We start from the raw sequence: 21,013 nt of genomic DNA, 5'->3' as shown, positions 1-21,013 counted from the left end.
GTCATGAATACAAATTTACCCACCACAGAAAAAAGTACTATCAACCTCATTGCTGATATTGGTGGTACCAATATTCGCTTAGCGCAAGCAACAGCAAAATCTATTACTGATACCACCGATATTGATACCTGTGGTATTGATATCACTGATATTGAAACCTATCAATGCAAAGCGTTTTCTAGCTTAGCAGAAGTGGTTGCGCATTATATTGAAGCTAAACAACTTGATAACCTAGTTATTAACGCTTGTTTTGCAATTGCTTGTCCGGTAGATAACGATTTCATTAGCATGACAAATTTACCTTGGCAGTTCTCACAAAAAGAGCTTAAAGAAAGTTTAAACCTTAATAAATTAAGCTTTATTAATGATTACACGGCAATAGCTATGGCCATTCCATTACTCTCTGAGCAACAGAAAGTAAAAATAGGTGGTGGTACCAGTGTTGCTGGTAAACCCATTTCGGTATGTGGGCCAGGCACAGGTTTAGGCGTAGCCAACTTAGTGCCACTAACTGTTGCCGGTAATGAACAATGGCACTGTATTAGTGGTGAAGGTGGTCATATTGATTTTGCTCCGATTAATGAAACTGAACAACAGGTGATGAACTTTATTCAAGGCCTCAGAAAACGTGTTTCATACGAGCAATTACTGTCTGGTTATGGTTTAGAGCAAGTTTATCAGGCGCTCTTATTTATTGAGCAAGGGAAAGAAATTACCACCATAAATGATAAACTTTCCGCTAAAGACATCACCACTAAAGCCCTTAACGGCACTTGTGATATTTGTGAGCAAACACTTGCACTCTTTTGTAATGTACTGGGTAGTTTTGCTGGTAATTTAGCCTTAATAATGAATAGCCAAGGGGGTGTTTATATCGCAGGTGGCATAGTGCCACGCTTTATTGATTACTTAAAATCAAGCGACTTTAGAGCGCGTTTTGAAAGTAAAGGTCGCTTGTCCTCTATTACCGAGCAAGCGCCCACTTACGTAATCACCGAAGAGCAACCAGGATTACTTGGCGCCGCTGCTTTTGTTTTACAAAGGTAAACAAAGGTAATCAAAGGTAACTAGACGTTACTGAATACGTATGTAACATCTAGTGGTTACTCGCTAAAATGGGTATATTAAAATTCTTGTTTTAGTTTTTTCGTTCAATAGAGCTTAAAAGATAATGCAACACACGCTTGTTTAATGCCTTATTTGGTATTGCACATTATTATTAGACTTTCCTAAAATAATAATGTGCTTTTTTTTAAAGGCAAACAAGGTAACACATAACAATAAGAGTGCATTGAGATGAGCAATCCAAGCGACATAAGTAAGCCAGCAAAAAATAGTCAGCAAAAACCCCGTTTGAGTTTTTGGCAAATTTGGAATGTAAGTTTCGGTTTTCTCGGAGTGCAGTTTGGCTTTGCCTTACAAAATGCCAATGCGAGTCGAATACTTTCTGATTTAGGCGCAGACCTTCATTCTCTATCACTATTTTGGCTAGTTGCTCCTATCATGGGCCTGATCATTCAACCTATCGTTGGAGCTGCTTCAGATAAAACGTGGAACCGCCTCGGTCGTCGTAACCCTTATATTTTAGCCGGTGGTATTGCTGCTGCCATTGGCATGTTATTAATGCCAAATTCGGCAACATTAGCGAGTTTTATCACGCCACTATTTTTTGGTGCTATGATGCTGGCGTTAATGGACGCCTCTTTTAATTTAGCTTTTCAGCCATTTCGTGCCTTAGTTTCGGACATGGTACCTTCAGAGCAGCGTAACGTCGGTTACTCTATTCAATCTTTTTTAATTAATATTGGTGCTGTTTTTGGCTCAATTTTACCTTTCGTATTAACGAATGTCATTGGCCTAGAAAATACTGCCAGTACGGGTCAAGTTGCCCCTTCGGTAATTTGGGCGTTTTATATTGGCGCAACAGTAATGCTTGGCTCGGTATTATGGACAGTATTACGTACCAAAGAATATACGCCAGGCACTAATGGTTTATCTGAACTAGAAGATAACAAAGTAGAACAATCTCTTAGCGAGAAACTAGTTGAGTTTTTCTCCCTAGTAAAAACTATGCCGAAAACGATGAAGCAACTTGCACTCGTGCAGTTCTTCTCATGGTTTGCATTATTTATTATGTGGGTATACACCATGCCTGCCATTGCACAACATATCTGGGGCATTGATGCAAAATGGTTTGACCCAACTTATTTAGAGTCTGTCGGCACCATACCCGCACATATTGCTCAAGCTAAGGGTACTGCCGGTGATTGGGTGGGTATTATCTTTGCTGCTTATTCGTTATTTGCCGCAATAGCTTCCATTTTTATGGCGAAAGTTGCCAATAAAATTGGCCGTAAACTAACGTATTCACTGTCTTTACTTGCTGGTGGTATTGGCTATTTAAGTATCATGCTGGTACATAACCCAGAGCTAACGTTGGTTAATTTAGGTATCACGCAGATTTCAGTGCCTCAAGGTGCCGTGTCGTTATTTTTACCTATGATTGGCGTTGGTATTGCTTGGGCTGCAATATTAGCAATGCCCTACGCGATTTTGGCTGGCTCATTACCGGTAAAGCAAACGGGCGTTTATATGGGAATATTTAATTTCACCATTGCGGCTCCACAAATAGTTTCTGGTATTTTTGCGGGATGGATTCTGACGGCTGTATTTGATAATCAAGCTATCTATATTATTATGTTGGCGGGTATTTCAATGTTGCTTGGTGCTATTTCGGTTTACTTTGTTAAAGAAGATGCTGAACAAGCAATTGTGACTGAGTAATACCAAGTTGATTAAGTTCGTTCCCACTCAGCGAGAATTAAAGGTTTTAGAGGCAAGGCATTGATTGAAGAGAATGGTTATTCCCTTATCGAAATCAATAACGCTGCATATAAACCCTTTAAACTCGCCATTTTGGAGCTTACTCAACGCCCACTAACATCGTTAAATTTATTTGGTTTAGAATGACTAAAATAAATAAACTCGCCTTGTTATTGAACATTGAGTACAGCTCTGAGTTGGGAAGAAATTTAATCAAATTGGTATAAGTTAACCTCGCTTCTTAAAACGTTACTGCTACCAGCTTTGATTAACGTTAATCAAAGCTGGTAATAAAGTTTATCTACTCTGATAGTCACCCTCTTAACTACTTATCTAAGAATTTATCTAACAGCTTGTCTCATTACTTTCCCAACTTACAATTACACCTTAACTACCGCAAGACTTACGAACAACTAATTCTGGTGGGATCAAGGTGGTTTTCACTTCTTCACCACTTATCATAGCCAGTAAAGTACCCACTAATAACTCGCCGGCTAACTGAGTATCTTGTTTTACTGTTGTTAGCGATGGAAAGGTAAAACTGGCAATCGCAATATCATCAAAACCTACTAGAGCGACTTGTTCTGGGATGGCAATATTATGTTCTTGTAATGCGCGCATAGCGCCAATAGCAATAAGATCACAAGCGGCACAAATAGCGTCGAAGGTCTCACCGCTTGAGATTAATTTAATCGCGGCTTGATAACCTGCTTCTTCGGTGTACAGGGCATTATATTGCAACAGTGGGTTCACCACTATTCCATTCGCTATTAGTGACTGACAGTGGCCTTTATAGCGTTCAAAAAACTCAGGAGCGTGCGTAGAGGCACTACCTAAAAAAGCAATGCTTTTACGGCCTTTATTGATGAGATGCTCGGTCATTTCTTTGCCGCCTTGATAGTTGTCACAACCTACCGAGATGAGCGGTAAATTTTTAACTTCAGCTCCCCAGCGCACAAAGTGTGTACCTTGATCTAGCAATTTAACTAACTTCTCTTCATAGTCAACATAGTCGCCATAACCTAATAAAATTAGACCATCGGCTTTATTACTGTCTTCAAAGTCAGCATGCCAGTCATCACTTGCTTGCTGAAAAGACACTAACAAGTCATAGCCTTTTTGCGAACAAGCCCGAGTTATACTGCCCAACATGGACAAGAAAAAAGGGTTAATTGCTGAATCATCATTAGTAGGATCTTCAAATAACAACAAAGCAATAGTATCACTTTGCTGTGAGCGCAAATTACTGGCATTTTTATCAACCTTGTAATTTAACTCTTTGGCAATAGCTTGAATTTTCTCTCGTGTAGCCTCATTAACTAATGGGCTATTTCGCAAAGCTCTTGAGACTGTAGATTGAGAAACCCCAGCTCTATAAGCAATATCAAATGACGTTGACTTTTCTTTCACGCGACCTACTTAAAAGTAAAATAACAAGGTTAAACTTAATATTGAATATACCTGAGCAGTTGACTTAAGTATAGCCACCAGTAACTTAAACTGAATTAACGGCTATATTTCTTGATTCTATTGCCAGTGGAATATTTTTTCTAAGCAATAAAAAACCCAGTAAACAGTCATGCTGTTCACTGGGTTTATTTAATAATAATTTACTTACGGTTTACTAACAATTAATGCTGATCGCTTTAAGTATTTATTCCGTCATCTAAGCTAAAAATACCGCCTAGAATATCGAGCCTATTTCTAGATTATAAGAGCCTATACTCGCATCCTCTGAATGGCTTAAATCAATCCACGATTGTTTATAGCTAGCTCTGAAAAAAAGACTATTATCTAGCTCGTAACGAAAACCTACAGCAAAATTATAAGAAAAACGTTCATCGTTATAAGTATTTTGATAACCATCACAAACATAGCCCCACCATGGGCTATACCAACAGAATGTGTTAGGTGGTCCATCAGCAATATTACTATCAACAAAACTCCAACCAGCACCTGCTTGTACATACGGGGTAAATTGCGAAGCAAAAACGCTATAGACCACATTAAACTGACTTTCTAACACGTCCATTTTGTGACTTATTTGATAAGTGTTATCGCTATCAGCCTCAACTAAGGTGGCGGTATAACTAGGCGTCGTTGATGAAAAATCAAAGTTAACTAAAATATGAGGGTTTACATTATAACCCAGGGTAAAACCCCAACCATAGTCACTCTTCATATCAGTTTGAGAGCCATTTTGACCATCGATAACTGTATCCTGAGAATTCAATACTTTAAAACTTGCTTCCCACTTATCACTACGCTTCGTGTAGTTAGCATTTGCATCAGTACTAGCCGTACTGGCTAATAAGCCTACAATACAGCTAACAATCATTATTTTCGACATTAACATTTTGTTAATAAACATTATTTTTCCTTTAGTTACATTAAATTATTGAGCTTTTGTTGCTCGCGAAACATATTCACCAGAACGTGTATCTATACGCACTTTCTCACCGATTTGAACAAATAAAGGGACACGTACCACAGCGCCGGTAGCTAATGTTGCTGGTTTGCCACCAGTACCAGCGGTATCACCTTTTAAGCCTGGGTCTGTTTCTGTGATATCAATATCAACAAAATTTGCCGGTGTTACGCTAATTGGGGTGCCATTCCATAGAGTAATAGTACAAATATCACCTTCAACTAACCATTTTACCGTCTCGCCTAAGGCTTTTTCTTCTGCGCCAATTTGCTCGAATGTCTCGTTATTCATAAAGTGCCAGAACTCACCATCAGCATATAAATAAGCGAGTTCTACTTCCATTACGTCAGCACCTTCAACAGACTCTCCTGATTTAAAGGTTTTCTCTAATACTTTACCTGAAACGAGTTTACGTATTTTAACGCGGCTAAAGGCTTGGCCTTTACCTGGCTTAACCAGTTCATTTTCAAGAATATTACAAGGTTCGCCATCAAGCATGATTTTAAGTCCAGCTTTAAACTGATTGGTACTGAATGTTGCCATAATAAGAGTGCTCTTTTATTAATTATTAAGTTATTTATTTGATCTTCGCTAAGCTATAACCGTTATAATGGTTGAAGTAGCTAGCAAGAGATGTTCAATTGAAATTAGAATTGCCGCAGATAATAACCCAAATTGATCATGATTTGCATCTTTGTGATGAAAAATCATGGCAAAAAGATTTACGTGACGTTGTTACTGAACCAGAAGAACTATTAAGACGACTTAATATTACCCCTGATGCCTATTTACAGCATTTCAAGGCCCGTAAATTATTTCCCGTTCGCGTACCACTTTCATTTATTAAACGTATGAAAAAAGGTGATTTTGACGATCCTCTGCTTAAGCAAGTGATGCCACTCGCTAGTGAATTTTCACTAGCCGATGGATATTCTGCCGATCCATTAAATGAGCATGATACGGTTGCTGAAGGTTTACTACATAAATACAAAAATCGAGTATTGATGATAGTAAAATCTGCTTGCGCCATTAATTGTCGCTATTGCTTTCGCCGCCATTTTCCTTACCAAGATAACAGCCCTAATAAACAGCGTTGGCAAAGTGCCCTTGACTATATTGCGGCTCATGATGAAATAAGTGAGGTTATTTTTAGTGGTGGCGATCCTTTAATGGCAAATGATGACCATCTAGCATGGTTAATTGAACAGATAGAGAAAATCCCCCATGTGTCACGTTTGCGTATTCATAGCCGTTTACCTGTGGTAATACCCAATAGGATCACAGTAAAACTGGTGGAACTTTTAAAGAACTCTCGTTTAAAAGCCACTATGGTTTTGCATATCAATCACCCTAATGAAATTAATGATGAGTTAATCGAGGCACTTGAGCCACTCCGAGCAGCCCGTATTCCATTGTTTAATCAAAGTGTATTGTTACGAGGCATAAATGATGATGCTGACGTTTTAATTAACTTAAGTGAGTCATTGTTTGATGCCGGTATTCAGCCCTACTACTTACATCTTTTCGATGCAGTACAAGGCGCAGCCCATTTCGACGTTAGCGAGGCTGATGCAGTCGCTATCTTTAAAGACATGTTAGCGAGCTTACCAGGATTTTTAATGCCTAAATTGGTACGAGAAATTGCCGGACAAGCTAACAAAACACCAATCAATCTGGCATAATTGCCAAAATAAAACCCTATTATTAATAGTAAGAACCAAAGTAATACATATTATGACTAAAGCTATTGAACAACAACTTATTGAAAATATTTCAGTTATTTTAAAAAAATCATTAACAGCTGATGCCACTTTAGCTGATTTACGTGAAAAACAAAAAGCCAGCTTTAAAGCTGTTTTTACTGCTGATTCGGCATTTTCAAGTTCAGCTGATACCTTTCAGCCATACGTTGAAGAAGTTGCCAATGACCTGTTGAAATGGCAAGCGAGTAAAGATCAAGCTCAGCTGATTGGATTAGTTAAAAAGATAGAGCAACTTTTCACGGTATTAGCTAACTTTGAGCAAAGTTATAATTAGTCGATAGTTAACTATCGACTAATTGCTCAGCTCAATTTAACTTGAGCTATTCAACAACTCTCTCTGACATAACGTGCACTTTACAGTTGTGTTCGCTCAATAGCGCTAAAATATTCAGATTGAGTTGATTGATTTCATCTAAATAGACATCAAAATCTGTCGTTGTAACATAAGCTAAAATATCCAACTCTAAACCATAGATGGTATAGGCTTTAAAATGAGTACGAAGTGGCGCGTCACCAAGGCTATCAGTAGCACTAAGCATTGATCGAATTGCGATCAGTAGTGCATCCAGATTTTCTTTCGGTGTATTTGGCGCTAAGAATATCTTGGGCTTAAAGGCCATTTTTTCACGTTCTGAATAATTTTCGATATTCATATCAATAAATTTTGCATTAGCCACATAGATAACGCTTCTATCTAACGTACGAATTCGCGTTGCGCGTAAACCTATTTCTTCTACTACACCTAAACTGTTACCAAAACGACAAAAGTTACCTATTTTAATAGGGGCTGATGTATATAAAGTAATAGCACCGATAATGTTTTCTACCGTTTTCTGCGCGGCCAATGCAATGGCTAAACCACCAATACCTAAACCTGCTAATAAGGTCGAGGCATTGAAACCAAGATTTTCTAACCAGTTCAACGCGGCAACACTAAATATAATGATCTTTATTACTGTGCCAGCAGGTCTAAGCAAATACACAGCTAAAGGTTTATCTTGAGCGACAAACTTCTCTGCTAATAGTATTTTCATTAAATCAATAAAGCGAAAAAGCACCCAACACCAAGCAATAATGAGTAAGGTACTTCCTTCAGTTACTGCTTTAAGAGCAATAGTAACATTGGCTTCATCATGAAAGTTGCGGGCGAAAATCACTGCCATTAATAAAGCAAAAGGCTCTTTAATAAATCGTAAAACGTCTTCTGATACATTTTTATATGCCCGTTTTATTCCAAAAGCGGTGACCCAAGTGAGTACTTTGGCAAGTAAATAATATAATGTAATCATCAAGGTGAAATAGAACCATTGCCAAAGCATGACACCAAATAAGTCTACTGCTGGTAATTTTTTAGCTAATAATTCTCCCAAAGGGGAATATGAATAACGCTTGAACAAACGCGGAATTTTTTCAACCGTGGCATTTGATATTTTCCAAATTTTAACTTTATCTTCAGCTCGAGGAATGCGTTGTAATAAAATATCTATATTATTACCTTGGTAATCAACCTGCCCTATCAGCTCTCTATACGAGGGTAAATCATCATTTTTACGGCCCTCTTTTAAGGTACTGATACTATTAAGATCAACCCAAAGCGTACGATTGAGTACTACACCTAATTGCCTTGCCAATTCTTCTTTACCGACACTTAGCGTTTTTTCTGAGAGGTTGCGATAATCTAAATAGTTAGTCGCTAAGGCTAAATCACCTGAGCGCATGGCACGTAAATAACCGGCAATGGCACTGCGGGGTTGGCCACGATCAAAATCATCTTTTGGAACCTTATACTCATCGGAATAATCAGATTTATCAGAATTTGGCTGTGACTCTTCTTGTCTATCGAGCATGTCTTTAATCGATACTTCATCGCCACTTTTAGATGATTGTTCGCTAAAGACACTTGGGCTGATAAGCATTAAAGAAAAGATAATACTTAGGGCAACAGAGAAACGGGTAAAAGAAGTAGAGTGTTGGACGAGCGTCATTGCGTATGTTCCTTGCTATAACGTAAAATAAATTAATAAAGATAATAACTTAAATGAGACAGGGAAAATACAATTTATTGGCACAAAAAAAGCCACCAAGGTGACTTTAATTGTGCTTATTCTAATTAAAAATTACTTACTAATAATCAATTCTTTAAAGGTTTTTTCAAACCAATCGTCAAGCATTTTCTTTTCATAACCTAAAGATTCATTTCGATACTTTAAATTGCTACCCGACATAAAACTCATATCTTTTACGACTACATCCTCTGATTGCATTACCGTGCCATTAGCATCGAGCAACTGGTACGAAAAGTTCATTCGAGGAGAATACATATGTTTAATAATTCGAGTACGGTTAATTCCGCCAGCAAGTGTATCACCGGCTAAATCAACATCAGTGACATCAATTTTTAATATTTGGTCTGCTGGCAAGGTTGCTGCAAGCTTGGCAAAGTGTTTTTCAATACTCTTAAAGGTTCGTTCTCTAAACTGTTTACGTCCTTCGTTCCCTTCATTGATATCTCGGTAACTTTTATAGTCCGTCCAAGTCACTTCACTGCTTGCTGCAAATACACTAGGTGTCAGCAATAACGTTGAAATTAATAGTGTCACTATATAAATAGATTGTTTCATATGTAATTCCTCTTATTAAATGAATACCCGCGCCAGCTAAAAAATGTATATTTAAGTAGCACTGGTATATAACGTCAGTAAATCAGTAAAGGACAACGAAAACAGTATCAATTTGATACTTTTTTGTACTAATTTGTCACGTAAAACTGGAACATTACACGACTAACGATTGAAGCGGTGCGTTGCGCTCTTTCTTCTTCACTATTATTTTCATGAGCAAAGCCTTGTGCTGCACCACGCCATACTTTTTTCCCTGTGCTTGCATCTTCTATATAAATCAAGAAGCTACCTTTTTTTAACGCATTATTACTCGGTAATCCTGGCGTAATACCAAATTCTGCATTGATAGTCTCATCCGATAAATCACTCGCTAAAGCAATACCAAAGCCAACATAAAAAACAGAATCTTTCACCTCAGCTGTATTTTTAAAACCGTGATTATTTAAGTCAGCAACGATGGCATCAGCATAAAGCTTGTATATGGCTTGAGTTTGCTCAGCCTTTAAAGATGTTTCTGCTACATATTTAGGCGCCAAAGAAAACTGACTACCTTGTGAATATGAAATAGGAATATCACGAACGCTTGATATGGCTAATTGATTTTTATTCACTTGAGTCTCTTGTGGTACGGTCACACAAGCGCTGACAAATAAACTGCTAAAAAGAGCGATGGCTAAACTAATATTTTTGTTCATTGTTCAATCCTAGATATATGTATTATCACTTTAATACTGACCTAATTATGTAACTAAGTATATAAATACATTCAATTAAAAACTGCAATAGTTTGTAATATAAATGCATCAATTTGATCTGGTATAAATCTTACCTGTTTTTCCTAATAATTCTCTTTTCTGATTGAAATTAAAGACTTATTTAATATAGCAATGATGAAAAAGTAATAACAATCGTCATAAAAATGCAATATTTACTGTCTAATATTACTGAAAATATTTTTAACCTTGGAGATAGCCTCAATGGAAACTGTTTTTTCAGGCTCATGGCAACCAAATAACCAACCCCTCATGACAAAACTGGCTGAATTATCTCGTATTGCCCAAAACGAATTTGAGATTGAAATATCCACAGAAAAAATGCTGCTAGAAGAAGATTACCGTCAATTGGTAATCAGTGAATTAACGCAACTTGCCCACCAAGAAATTAGCCAAATCACTTCTTGGTTAATTGCTATAAATGAGCAGCCACCAAAGAGTGTAGAAACTGAAGAGAATAACTCAAGCAAGCGATCCTTAATGGTATTACTCACGTTAACTGTATTGATAGTCGCTGCAACTTTTTTTTGGTATAGCAACACAACTAAATCGATTAATTCACCTTTGCCCTCACAGACACGCTTAACTAAAGTGACTTTAGATACCAGCGTGAGTAATGAACTTAAAAATTCACTCGCTAACAATACCCTACAACCTTCTGAGTCAAAAAAGGCGCCATTAAAAGTAATAGCTAAACCTGAAAGTGAAACAGTTTTTCGCTTACATGGCTCGAATACTATTGGCGAAAAATTAGCACCTTTATTACTGGAAGGTTTTTTAAAACAGCAAAACATTAACAACTTCACTTGGACTCGCGATAAGCCACTAGAACGAGTTTTACATTACAGCATTGATGATAAAAATTACGCCATTGAATTGAAATCACATGGCTCTAGTACAGCATTTTCCGCGATAAGAAATAAGACCGCCGACATAGGCATGTCTTCACGTAGAATAAAAGACAGTGAAGTTAAGCAATTAGTTACTTCTGCCGGTCATTTAAATAAACTGGGTAACGAGCATATTATTGGCTTAGATGGCTTAGCTGTTATTGTTAACCAGAATAATACTGTTAAACAACTTTCGAGTATGACACTAGCTAAAATATTCTCAGGTGAAATCAATAACTGGTCTCAAATTGGTGGCGCTTCATTACCTATAAAACTGTATGCCAGAGACCAGCATTCGGGTACTTGGGATACCTTTAAGAACCTAGTCCTGAAAAAAAATGGTAAGCAATTATCTCAACAAGCGAGACGATTTGAATCAAGCTCTAAATTATCTACATTAGTCTCACAAAATGAAGATGCCATTGGCTTTATTGGCTTAAACTATGTGCTACATAATAAAGCAATTGCGATCTCTGAAAGTAAAGATACTAATGCGATTTTTCCTACCCGCTTTACCGTAGGTACCGAAGATTACGCACTTTCAAGGCGCCTATATTTTTATACGCCTACTTCTGCTTCTAACTTGGTAAAAGACTTTGCGCAATATGCGCTTTCAACACAAGGCCAAGAAGTTGTTTCACAAGCGGGCCTCATTTCACAAAATATAAAGTTAGAACAAGTTTATCCTTTTCCTGAGGCTCCCAAAAAATACCAACAATATGCGAGTACCGCCAAACGTCTTTCACTCAACTTTAGATTTGACTATGCAACCAAAGATCTCGATAACAAAGGTAAACGTGATTTACTGCGCCTCGTTGATTTTATGGAAGACCACCAAAGCAGTAGAATTGTACTTATGGGTTTTTCAGACAGTATCGGCGCGCAAGTAAAAAATAGTGACTTATCTTATAAACGGGCCAAGTCAGTTGAACTCGCACTTACCTCTCGTGGAATCCCTGTGTTGGCCGTTGAGGGCATGGGTGAAGCATTGCCCATAGCAAATAACAATACCGATGATGGGCGCAAACGTAATCGACGAGTAGAAGTTTGGTTGCTTTAATAATTCTGCAACATTAGAAGATTATTATTGGATCGTCAGTTTATTAAAGGAAGAATATGATGTTTGACTTATTATCTAGCCAAGTAAAATTATTAACATTACTGAGTAACTATTCTACTCAAGAGTTTGACGCGGTTAGTGATAATTTTAAGTTGACGATCAAACTCCTTAACCAAAGTCCTACTGAATTATTAGACAACCGTCGAATTCACGGGGCCTTACTACCTCAAGAAGGTAAGTGTAACGATAACCTTGAACATGAAAATATTCAGGGTTTACGCTGTGAAGCAGTATTACTAAATAAAGATTACCTTATAAAAAAAATCAATACGTTTTGTTTAAGCGAGGCTATTATCGTAAGGGATAATTTTAGTAATTGTTTAGAGATTATTTTGGACCAAAACTTAGTCATACTGCCTGCTGCAGATATGAAGAAAAATAATATTGAGAAAACAAAAATTATAGAAAGGAGTAACGTGTCTCCTATTCGTTTAACTGAAATTAAACAACGCTTGGCTCAGGCTGTTCAAGTATCAACAGATAAGCAAGATGCCATCAAGAACCGCCTTAATAAGTTACTAGATAAGCCAACAGCAACCCTATCGAAAATTTCCTCTCAACAAGCTTAAAATAAGGTCTATTAGTTAGGTCTTATTCAAATAAAAGAATAATTAAATATAAAAGATCAAAGTTTCCTTTAAAAGTTGGAATACTTTATTGAGGAGGATATTCGGATACTGAATTTCAGCAGTCACAAATAGCTAAAAATTTTTTATAGGCGAACATCAGTTACAACTTAAATTAAAAGCTATCCTGGCTTGTATTGTTTTGAACTATGGTAACACATGTACAAAACCTCTAATTATATTTATAAGCGGTTGCAATAGTAGTTTTTAGCATTCGTTGTTAATAGTAACAGCCACAAGGGATATAAATTGTAATGTTGAAAGTACTACTCTTATTCATGTTGATATTACCTTTCGCTGATGTGCTCGCCTGCTTTCCTATCGTTATGTCGCTTGAAGAACGAACGAAATCTGCCGACGTTATTTTTGTTGGTTATGTCACAGGTATTCACTTAGATGATTTCCAACAATCTTTAGCGTTAAAAGAGTCTAGCGATAATAGTGTGATAACGTCTGGAGGAGAGCAAAAAACAATTACGGTATGGGTTACAGATAATTTAAAAAATTCTGCCGTAATACAGTATAAAGTTCGTCCGATTGTCGGTATATGCGGCTCAGGCGATGCTCAATTAAAAGAAAAAGTTATCCTTTTCAAAAAAGATGCTAACTGGTTTGTGATTTCATTTAATCAAAGTGAGTATCAAACAATAAAACAGACAATAGCAAACTCGAAGTAATCACCTAATTTTTTAGCTAATAAAGCATCTGCATAGCATACTGTCCGATTTGTACTAAAATTAGTCGCAATAGTGCTAATGTTCTCGCCAAAAGGTTCTATCGTTTAGTTAACTCGCCAGAAGTAAGCAGTTGACGAGTATTCACATTCACTTAATTGAGTACTAAATCATTATGAAATTATTAAAAAAAGTAACATATTCTTCTGCTGCCTTAGCTATATTGGCCGTTTCTGGTAATGTCTCTGCAAATCATACTTGGAACGATTATCACTGGGCAAGTAAAAGCAATACTATTAATTTAAAAGTTATCGATAGCACTACCCCAAATTGGGATCAGGAACTCAATGATTCACTAGGAGCTTGGTCACAATCATCAAGTCCTTTCATCTTTACCGTAGCGTCATCTGATGACAGCAGTAGAACACGAAAACGCTGTACCATGGTGTCGGGACAAATGCGGGTATGTAATGCCGCTTATGGACAAAATGGCTGGTTGGGCTTAGCTTCCATAAACCTTGATTCAAATGGTCATATTAGCCAAGGTACAGCCAAGATGAATGACAGTTATGACTCATACTGGACACAAGCCGAAAAAAACCACGTGATGTGCCAAGAAATTGGCCATGTCTTTGGATTAGGACATACCAGTGAAGATGGCTCTAGTCAGAAAACATGTATGGATTACTCACAAGATGTTAACAGTCAATGGCCGAACTCGCACGACTATCAACTATTAGCTAGCATGTATAACCATATTGATAGCTATAATAGCTACGATGATGACACGGGTTCAGGTGGTAATGGCTGTAAAGGTGGCCCTAAGAAATGTGGCAAAGCTAAGGGTAATAATGAATTTGGTTTAGGTCATAAAGTGATTTCTGCTGATAAATACGAAGTTTGGGTTGAAGCAGAATCCGACGGCACACTGACTGTCCATCATGTTTATTTAGCCGAAGGTCACCATTAACTATCTCTGATGGGAAGTCGGCTTTATTAGAACCAGTAATAGATATTACTCGTTCTGATTTTTCAATCGCTACGCCTACAGCCTTACAATTCACATTAGTTTCTTGTAAGTATTTTCAGGGGATCAATATAATATATTGTTAGACTTGTAATGGTCTAGAGAATTAGACCATCAATGTTAAAGTGATTTGATAGCCTAAAAAAAAGCCCGAATATTGCTATTCGGGTTTTTTTTAAAGTGAGGAGATTATGTAATAAAAATCACATCATGCCGCCACAGCACTGTAACACGCTAATTTAAAAGAAAAATAAATAACGGTAAATTAAAGTACCCTGCATTATACCCTTGAGCTACTGATGTTTTGTAATTACTGCATTGTTTCCTAAAAATTCAATATAACCTTTAAAGTTTCAATAGCCATAACGGGCTTTATTTATCAAAAATAACATGGAAAATCAGCTTGGGGCTTAACTAGACTATATTAAATTAGAGTGTTTAATCTATGGTGCTAATGCCCCAAAAGGCCCCTAGAAACCTCGGTTCACTTGGACAAACTAACAATACACCTACATATTAACTTGAGTGCACCAATAATTTTAAACCATTGAATATGAAACTTTTAACCGCCAAAACAATGCTATTTTTGAACCTATTAATGTTAGATTAATCACTAAATTAGTCCTTCAAAATACAATTAGAACACACAAGTTTGTAATCTAGTAACAAATTAAAAAAAGTGCCTAGAAAATTTTTTCTAGGCACTAGAGTTATTATATTAACCTGTTATTGCATATTGAACTTGATGTTATCACTTGAAAATAAATCATTGTTCCCGTTAAGGCTAACTATTGATAGCATGTCTCGTTTATCTTTGAAGCCTGATAAACAATTTAACTAAACTGCATTTCAGGAATATCACCTTCAACAACAAGTTCACCCTGAGTTAGCTTTATAATCTCTCCTACCGACACGCCTGGCGCTCGCTCTAGTAAATGAAATTTTCCCGCTTTAATTTCAATAAAAGCTAAATCTGTTAACACTTTTTTGATACAACCTTTACCAGTTAAAGGTAAAGTGCAATTACTGAGTAATTTAGACTCACCATGTTTAGATGCGTGGGTCATGGTAACGATAATATTGTCAGCACCCGCGACTAAGTCCATCGCGCCGCCCATGCCCTTAATGAGCTTTCCTGGGATCATATACGAAGCAATATTGCCATTAACATCAACTTCAAAGGCTCCTAACACAGTTAAATCAACATGGCCGCCACGTATCATGGCAAACGACTCTGCTGAATCAAAGATTGATGCGCCTGTTGCCATAGTAACGGTTTGTTTACCGGCATTAATTAAATCAGCATCAACAGCATCTTCTGTAGGGAAAACTCCCATCCCTAACAAGCCATTTTCTGATTGCAACATCACTTCTATATCTTTAGGCACAAAGTTAGCAACCAGTGTTGGTATACCTATCCCTAAGTTAACGTAATAACCATCTTGTAATTCTTGTGCCACACGCTGCGCGATTTGATCTCTTGATAAAGCCATGATTACTCTCCTGAAAGTCGCGTAGTGCGCTGTTCTATACGTTTCTCAAAACTACTTTGAATTAAGCGATTAACATAGATACCCGGAGTGTGAATCTCATCAGGGTCTAGTTGACCCGGCTCTACAATTTCCTCGACTTCAACAACAGTAATTTTTCCGGCTGTTGCCGCCAGAGGGTTAAAGTTACGGGCTGTTTTTCTAAAGACAAGGTTGCCATAACGATCTGCTTTCCATGCTTTAACAATGGCAAAGTCACCTGTAATGGACTCCTCTAAAATATAATCCCGCCCCTTAAACTGACGTTCATCTTTACCTTCTGCTACCAGCGTACCTACACCAGTGGCGGTATAAAAGGCAGGAATACCAGCACCGCCAGCACGTATTTTTTCAGCCAGTGTACCTTGAGGTGTTAGCTCAACATTCAACTCTCCTGACATCATTTGTCTTTCAAATTCTGCATTTTCACCGACATAAGAAGCAATGATTTTTTTAATTTGACGATTAGGTAACAAAAGCCCCAAACCAAAATCATCTACACCACAGTTATTAGAAACTAAAGTCAGTCCTCTTGTACCTTTACGTTGTATTTCACTGATGAGATTCTCTGGAATACCACAAAGACCAAAGCCACCAGCAATAATAGTCATATTATCCGTTAACCCAGACATCGCTTCTTCATAACTATGAACAACTTTATCAAATCCTGACATCGCTTATTACTTTTCACTTTAGTGAAAAGTCCTTAGTAAGTTTTAAGTGTTTATCAGTTTTAATCAATTGTGCGGATTTGTAAAATTGATTAATATTAAGTATTGATAACTTTTTATTATAAATAGTTGGCTACGAATTTTAGATTTCTGTGTATAAATAGCGGTGTATTAATTTTAACTTAACTGGAGTGCATAGATGAATATCACCATAAAACAAATCAGGGCATTCCTAGCTATTGCACAGGTTAAAAGCTTTGCAGAAGCATGCGAGCTATTACATATTTCTCAGCCGGCTTTAAGTATTACCATTAAAAAATTAGAAGAAACTATTGGCGGTCAACTCTTTGCGAGATCTACTAGAGCCTTAGCTTTAACCCCTGAAGGGGCGCTATTTTTACCGGTAGCTAAAAGGTTACTTGGCGATTTTGATAATGCCCTCGTTGAGCTACATGAGTCCTTTTCCCTCAAACGTGGCAATTTAAACTTTGCTGCAATGCCCTCTTTTGCCAGTACACTACTGCCGAAACAGTTAGTTACTTTTAACAGCCGACACCCAGCAATAAAAGTAAAAGTGCATGATGTTATCGCAGAAGATGCGGTAGAAATGGTACGTGCAGGTAAAGTAGAGTTTGCCATTAGCTTTGATCCTGGAAGCTCTGACGATTTAAACTTCGAAACGTTATTCACAGATAAATTCATTGCTGCCTTTCCAAAAGGTCACCCGCTCGAAAAAGTAAAAAACATACAATGGCAGGACCTTAGTAACTATCCATTTATCACCTTACAAAGACCATCAAGTATTCGCTTATTACTTGATGAAACCCTAGCAAAACAAAATGTTTTCTTAAACATTGTTTTTGAGTCCAATCAATTAGCAACAGCTGTACAAATGGTGGCAAATAATCTCGGCATTAGTGCTATTCCCTCACTCTATAAGCAGCAACTTTCCGCATTAAACCTTAAATATTGTGAATTAAACGAGCCTATTATTAGCCGACGAGTAGGTATCATTAGCAAACGTCGACACCTTTTTTCACATGCTGCGGCTGAGTTTTTATCTATTCTCCAACATAAAGCTCCTCAAGAAAAAACAGAGTAATAAAACTTATCGCTACTATTCTTCCTTGCCTATAACCTACTTATTAAAGAAGGTTTATTAATAAACTTTCTTTAAATAAGTCTTTAAATAACTACGTCACTTTCCCCCCCCTCATGAAGTGGCACTAAGGTAGTAAATCAACTCATCATCAATTCAGCTAAGGTAATGACATCGCATTACTAGGCACTGTTAAACCCTTATTAAAAGTTACTTTGCCTAGCAAGTAATAAAGATGCTTGGTAAACACCAAACAATCGACTTCGGATGTAAGTCTTATACGCTTATTTCCCTTTAATTTCAGCACAGGGAAGTGCGGATCTCTTTTTAAAAATATTTTGAGGAAACACTATGTTAGAAAATAAATCGTTAAAAGGTAAAACAGCACTTATCACTGGTTCCACAAGCGGTATTGGTTTAGCAAGTGCACATGTTCTAGCGGAACAGGGCATTAATTTAGTGTTGCACGGCTTAATGAATAATGAAGAAGGTGAAAATCTCGCGCAAGAGTTTGCGCAAAAGTATCAAATAAAAACCTTGTTCGATAATGCAAATTTAATGGACTCTGATGCCATTAGTACCTTCATGACCAAAGCGTTAAAAACTATGGGTACAATTGATATCTTGATCAATAATGCTGGTATTCAACACACCCAAGCAGTTGACACTTTTCCTGAAAGTAAATGGAATGCCATCATAGCAATTAACCTTACAGCTGCTTTTCACACCATTCAGCATTCATTAGCAGGGATGAAAGGAAATGCTTGGGGCCGCATTATTAATATAGCTTCAGTACATGGTCTAGTTGCTTCTAAAAACAAAGCTGCTTATTGTGCCGCCAAACATGGCATTGTTGGTTTGACCAAAGTTGTTGCCCTTGAATGTGCCGAGGACGGTATTACTGCTAACGCTATATGCCCAGGTTGGGTTGATACACCATTAATTAATGACCAGATTTCAGAAATCTCGGAAAAAGATAACAGTAGTTTTGAACAAGCAAAATACCAACTTATTACCGCAAAACAACCCTTACCTGAAATGATGGATCCGCGCCAAATAGGTGAATTCATATTATTTCTTTGCAGTGACAGCGCTCGTAGTATTACTGGCTCTTCGCTACCTATGGATGGTGCTTGGACGGCGCAGTAACAATCCTCAAGTAATCAGTAGTTAACCTGTAGCTAATTTATAGATGAGCATCCTGATGACATAAATTATCGCTCGGCCATTTAACAGCCAACATAACCTAACATCAATAAATTTAGGAGAAAAACATATGAACTCAGAAGATGACATTGTTATTGTCGCTGCCCAGCGTACCCCCCTGGGCAGCTTTCAAGGTTGCTTTAACAGTGTTGCTGCAACAGATTTAGGTGCTTCTGCAATTAGAAGTGCACTGGCAAGCTCGAACCTTGATAGTGACGATATAGATGAAGTCATTATGGGTTGTGTCTTACCTGCCGGGCTAGGTCAAGCGCCAGCAAGGCAAGCGGCATTAAAAGCAGGTTTATCACAAAAAACAGGCGCAACAACCATAAACAAAGTATGTGGCTCTGGCATAAAAGCTATGATGTTTGCTCATGATCTTATTAAAGCCGGCTCTATGAATGTTGTTATCGCAGGCGGTATGGAAAGCATGAGCAATGCACCTTACATGCTAGCTAATGCGAGAGCTGGCTTTCGAATGGGGCACGGCGCCATCAATGACCACATGATGACTGATGGTCTCGAAGATGCTTATGAAAATATAGCCATGGGCTGCTTTGCACAAATAACTGCCGATGAAAAAAAATTAACCAGAGCCGACATGGATAGTTTTGCCGTCAGCTCACTAAACAAAGCAACAGCAGCGATTACATCGGGTGCTTTTGACAATGAAATATCCCCATTTACGGTGACAAGTCGGCGTGGTGATACCATTGTCACTACCGATGAAGCACCAGCATTAGTTAATAAAGCTAAAATACCTAACTTGCGTTCTGCTTTTTCTAAAGGCGGTACCATTACTGCAGCCAATGCTTCATCTATTTCAGATGGCGCAGCAGCATTAGTGATGATGAAAGCATCATCAGCAAAACAAAAGGGTTTAAAACCACTTGCCCGTATTATTGCACATGCCAGCCATGCCCAAGCCCCTAAAGACTTCACCTTAGCACCTATTGGCGCTATCAACGCCTTATTAACAAAAGCTCAGTGGCAAAAGGAAGAAGTGGACCTTTGGGAAATTAACGAAGCTTTTGCCATGGTTACCATGTTAGCCATAAACAGTCTCGATATTGATCCAAACAAAGTCAACGTCAACGGTGGCGCTTGTGCATTAGGTCATCCGCTTGGCGCTAGTGGCGCAAGAATTGTCACTACACTATTACATGCCCTACTAAATAGAAAACTAAAGAAAGGTGTTGCCAGTTTATGTATTGGTGGCGGTGAAGCGGTAGCAATTGCCATTGAGGTACTTTAATTATGACGAATAAAACCGTATCTAAGCAAACTAACTTAAAAGAAAGATCCCCTGAATTATCTGCTGGTGAAAGTATCAGACGAAAAGTGATGGGTGATACTTTTGTAGATGCTGCTTTAACCAAAGCCACTGACTTTACTCAACCTATGCAAGATTATATAAACGATCATGGTTGGGGATCTACATGGCAACGTCAGGGCTTAGATTTAAAAACTCGTAGTTTAGTGACTATTGCCATGTTAACCGCTTTAAAAGCGCCACAAGAACTCAAAGGTCATATTCGTGGTGCACTTAATAATGGTGCAACTGCTGAAGAAATTCGTGAAGTACTACTACATAGCGCAGTTTATTGTGGTGCGCCAGCAGCACAAGAAGCCTTCAGAGCAGCGCAAGCAGTTTTGTAAAAAATACTCCTAACCCATACACCAAGGTAAATAAATTTTAGTTATTTTATCTTGGTCTCACTTATTTTCTTGAGTAAAACTCGCCACAACAATACAGGCAGCCA

Annotated in this window: 20 protein-coding genes; 12 read left to right on the top strand and 8 right to left on the bottom strand. The window is 37.7% G+C overall.

What is annotated here, in order from left to right; translation table 11 throughout:
• Nucleotides 1-3 precede the first annotated feature (3 nt).
• Both CXF71_RS16055 and CXF71_RS16050 read left to right on the top strand, forming a co-directional pair.
• A complete protein-coding gene (locus CXF71_RS16055; protein WP_101233950.1) occupies nucleotides 4-1,047 on the top strand; it encodes a glucokinase in 1,044 nt (347 codons plus the stop codon).
• 249 nt (nucleotides 1,048-1,296) lie between these two features.
• Entirely contained in the window at nucleotides 1,297-2,784 is a 1,488-nt protein-coding gene (locus tag CXF71_RS16050; protein ID WP_101233949.1) for an MFS transporter, read from the top strand.
• Between the two features lie 426 nt (nucleotides 2,785-3,210).
• Here CXF71_RS16050 and CXF71_RS16045 read toward each other — a convergent pair whose 3' ends face one another.
• The 3 genes from CXF71_RS16045 to efp form a co-directional block, all read right to left on the bottom strand.
• Entirely contained in the window at nucleotides 3,211-4,233 is a 1,023-nt protein-coding gene (locus tag CXF71_RS16045; RefSeq protein ID WP_101233948.1) for a LacI family DNA-binding transcriptional regulator, read from the bottom strand.
• Nucleotides 4,234-4,507: 274 nt separating this feature from the next.
• Nucleotides 4,508-5,194 carry an outer membrane beta-barrel protein gene (locus tag CXF71_RS16040; protein ID WP_101233947.1) on the bottom strand — a complete coding sequence of 229 codons (687 nt, stop codon included), beginning with the start codon at nucleotides 5,192-5,194 and terminating at the stop codon, nucleotides 4,508-4,510.
• A 24-nt stretch (nucleotides 5,195-5,218) separates the two neighbouring features.
• Nucleotides 5,219-5,794 (bottom strand): elongation factor P, encoded by a 576-nt coding sequence (gene efp, locus CXF71_RS16035; protein WP_101233946.1) that lies wholly within the window; start codon nucleotides 5,792-5,794, stop codon nucleotides 5,219-5,221.
• A 98-nt stretch (nucleotides 5,795-5,892) separates the two neighbouring features.
• Between efp and epmB the strand changes: the two genes are divergently transcribed.
• Together epmB and CXF71_RS16025 are read left to right on the top strand one after the other, a co-directional pair.
• Complete coding sequence (gene epmB, locus CXF71_RS16030; RefSeq protein ID WP_232771515.1) at nucleotides 5,893-6,933, top strand: EF-P beta-lysylation protein EpmB; 1,041 nt, start codon at nucleotides 5,893-5,895, stop codon at nucleotides 6,931-6,933.
• A 52-nt stretch (nucleotides 6,934-6,985) separates the two neighbouring features.
• Nucleotides 6,986-7,288 carry a hypothetical protein gene (locus CXF71_RS16025; protein WP_101233945.1) on the top strand — a complete coding sequence of 101 codons (303 nt, stop codon included), beginning with the start codon at nucleotides 6,986-6,988 and terminating at the stop codon, nucleotides 7,286-7,288.
• A gap of 46 nt (nucleotides 7,289-7,334) precedes the next feature.
• Here CXF71_RS16025 and CXF71_RS16020 read toward each other — a convergent pair whose 3' ends face one another.
• The 3 genes from CXF71_RS16020 to CXF71_RS16010 form a co-directional block, all read right to left on the bottom strand.
• Complete coding sequence (locus CXF71_RS16020; RefSeq protein ID WP_101233944.1) at nucleotides 7,335-8,999, bottom strand: mechanosensitive ion channel family protein; 1,665 nt, start codon at nucleotides 8,997-8,999, stop codon at nucleotides 7,335-7,337.
• Nucleotides 9,000-9,131: 132 nt separating this feature from the next.
• Nucleotides 9,132-9,635 (bottom strand): DUF3016 domain-containing protein, encoded by a 504-nt coding sequence (locus CXF71_RS16015; protein WP_101233943.1) that lies wholly within the window; start codon nucleotides 9,633-9,635, stop codon nucleotides 9,132-9,134.
• Nucleotides 9,636-9,763: 128 nt separating this feature from the next.
• Entirely contained in the window at nucleotides 9,764-10,330 is a 567-nt protein-coding gene (locus CXF71_RS16010) for a DUF4136 domain-containing protein (RefSeq protein WP_101233942.1), read from the bottom strand.
• A gap of 282 nt (nucleotides 10,331-10,612) precedes the next feature.
• Here CXF71_RS16010 and CXF71_RS16005 point away from each other — a divergent pair, with 282 nt between their 5' ends.
• The 4 genes from CXF71_RS16005 to CXF71_RS15990 all read left to right on the top strand — a co-directional run bounded on the left by CXF71_RS16005 (nucleotide 10,613) and on the right by CXF71_RS15990 (nucleotide 14,688).
• Complete coding sequence (locus tag CXF71_RS16005) at nucleotides 10,613-12,358, top strand: substrate-binding domain-containing protein (protein ID WP_232771514.1); 1,746 nt, start codon at nucleotides 10,613-10,615, stop codon at nucleotides 12,356-12,358.
• 56 nt (nucleotides 12,359-12,414) lie between these two features.
• On the top strand, nucleotides 12,415-12,987 hold the full coding sequence (locus tag CXF71_RS16000) for a hypothetical protein (RefSeq protein ID WP_157826779.1): 573 nt from the start codon (nucleotides 12,415-12,417) through the stop codon (nucleotides 12,985-12,987).
• Nucleotides 12,988-13,298: 311 nt separating this feature from the next.
• On the top strand, nucleotides 13,299-13,721 hold the full coding sequence (locus CXF71_RS15995; RefSeq protein WP_101233940.1) for a hypothetical protein: 423 nt from the start codon (nucleotides 13,299-13,301) through the stop codon (nucleotides 13,719-13,721).
• Between the two features lie 172 nt (nucleotides 13,722-13,893).
• Entirely contained in the window at nucleotides 13,894-14,688 is a 795-nt protein-coding gene (locus CXF71_RS15990) for a hypothetical protein (RefSeq protein ID WP_101233939.1), read from the top strand.
• 890 nt (nucleotides 14,689-15,578) lie between these two features.
• Here the strand turns inward: CXF71_RS15990 and CXF71_RS15985 are convergent.
• Both CXF71_RS15985 and CXF71_RS15980 read right to left on the bottom strand, forming a co-directional pair.
• Nucleotides 15,579-16,238: a 3-oxoacid CoA-transferase subunit B gene (locus CXF71_RS15985; protein WP_101233938.1), complete on the bottom strand. Its 660-nt coding sequence runs from the start codon at nucleotides 16,236-16,238 to the stop codon at nucleotides 15,579-15,581.
• Nucleotides 16,239-16,240: 2 nt separating this feature from the next.
• Nucleotides 16,241-16,948: a CoA transferase subunit A gene (locus CXF71_RS15980; protein ID WP_101233937.1), complete on the bottom strand. Its 708-nt coding sequence runs from the start codon at nucleotides 16,946-16,948 to the stop codon at nucleotides 16,241-16,243.
• A 196-nt stretch (nucleotides 16,949-17,144) separates the two neighbouring features.
• Between CXF71_RS15980 and CXF71_RS15975 the strand changes: the two genes are divergently transcribed.
• The 4 genes from CXF71_RS15975 to CXF71_RS15960 all read left to right on the top strand — a co-directional run bounded on the left by CXF71_RS15975 (nucleotide 17,145) and on the right by CXF71_RS15960 (nucleotide 20,909).
• Nucleotides 17,145-18,047 (top strand): LysR family transcriptional regulator, encoded by a 903-nt coding sequence (locus tag CXF71_RS15975; RefSeq protein ID WP_101233936.1) that lies wholly within the window; start codon nucleotides 17,145-17,147, stop codon nucleotides 18,045-18,047.
• 348 nt (nucleotides 18,048-18,395) lie between these two features.
• Nucleotides 18,396-19,193, top strand: a complete 798-nt coding sequence (locus tag CXF71_RS15970; RefSeq protein WP_101233935.1) for a 3-hydroxybutyrate dehydrogenase — start codon at nucleotides 18,396-18,398, stop codon at nucleotides 19,191-19,193.
• 127 nt (nucleotides 19,194-19,320) lie between these two features.
• Nucleotides 19,321-20,505: a thiolase family protein gene (locus tag CXF71_RS15965; protein WP_101233934.1), complete on the top strand. Its 1,185-nt coding sequence runs from the start codon at nucleotides 19,321-19,323 to the stop codon at nucleotides 20,503-20,505.
• An 89-nt stretch (nucleotides 20,506-20,594) separates the two neighbouring features.
• The gene (locus CXF71_RS15960; RefSeq protein ID WP_232771531.1) at nucleotides 20,595-20,909 is read left to right on the top strand and encodes a carboxymuconolactone decarboxylase family protein; all 315 of its coding nucleotides are present in this window, start codon (nucleotides 20,595-20,597) and stop codon (nucleotides 20,907-20,909) included.
• The last annotated feature ends 104 nt before the right edge of the window (nucleotides 20,910-21,013 follow it).

It is taken from the genome of Colwellia sp. 12G3, from assembly GCF_002836775.1.
Classification (GTDB): Bacteria; Pseudomonadota; Gammaproteobacteria; order Enterobacterales; family Alteromonadaceae; genus Colwellia.
This window is presented reverse-complemented; position numbering and strand designations above follow the sequence as displayed.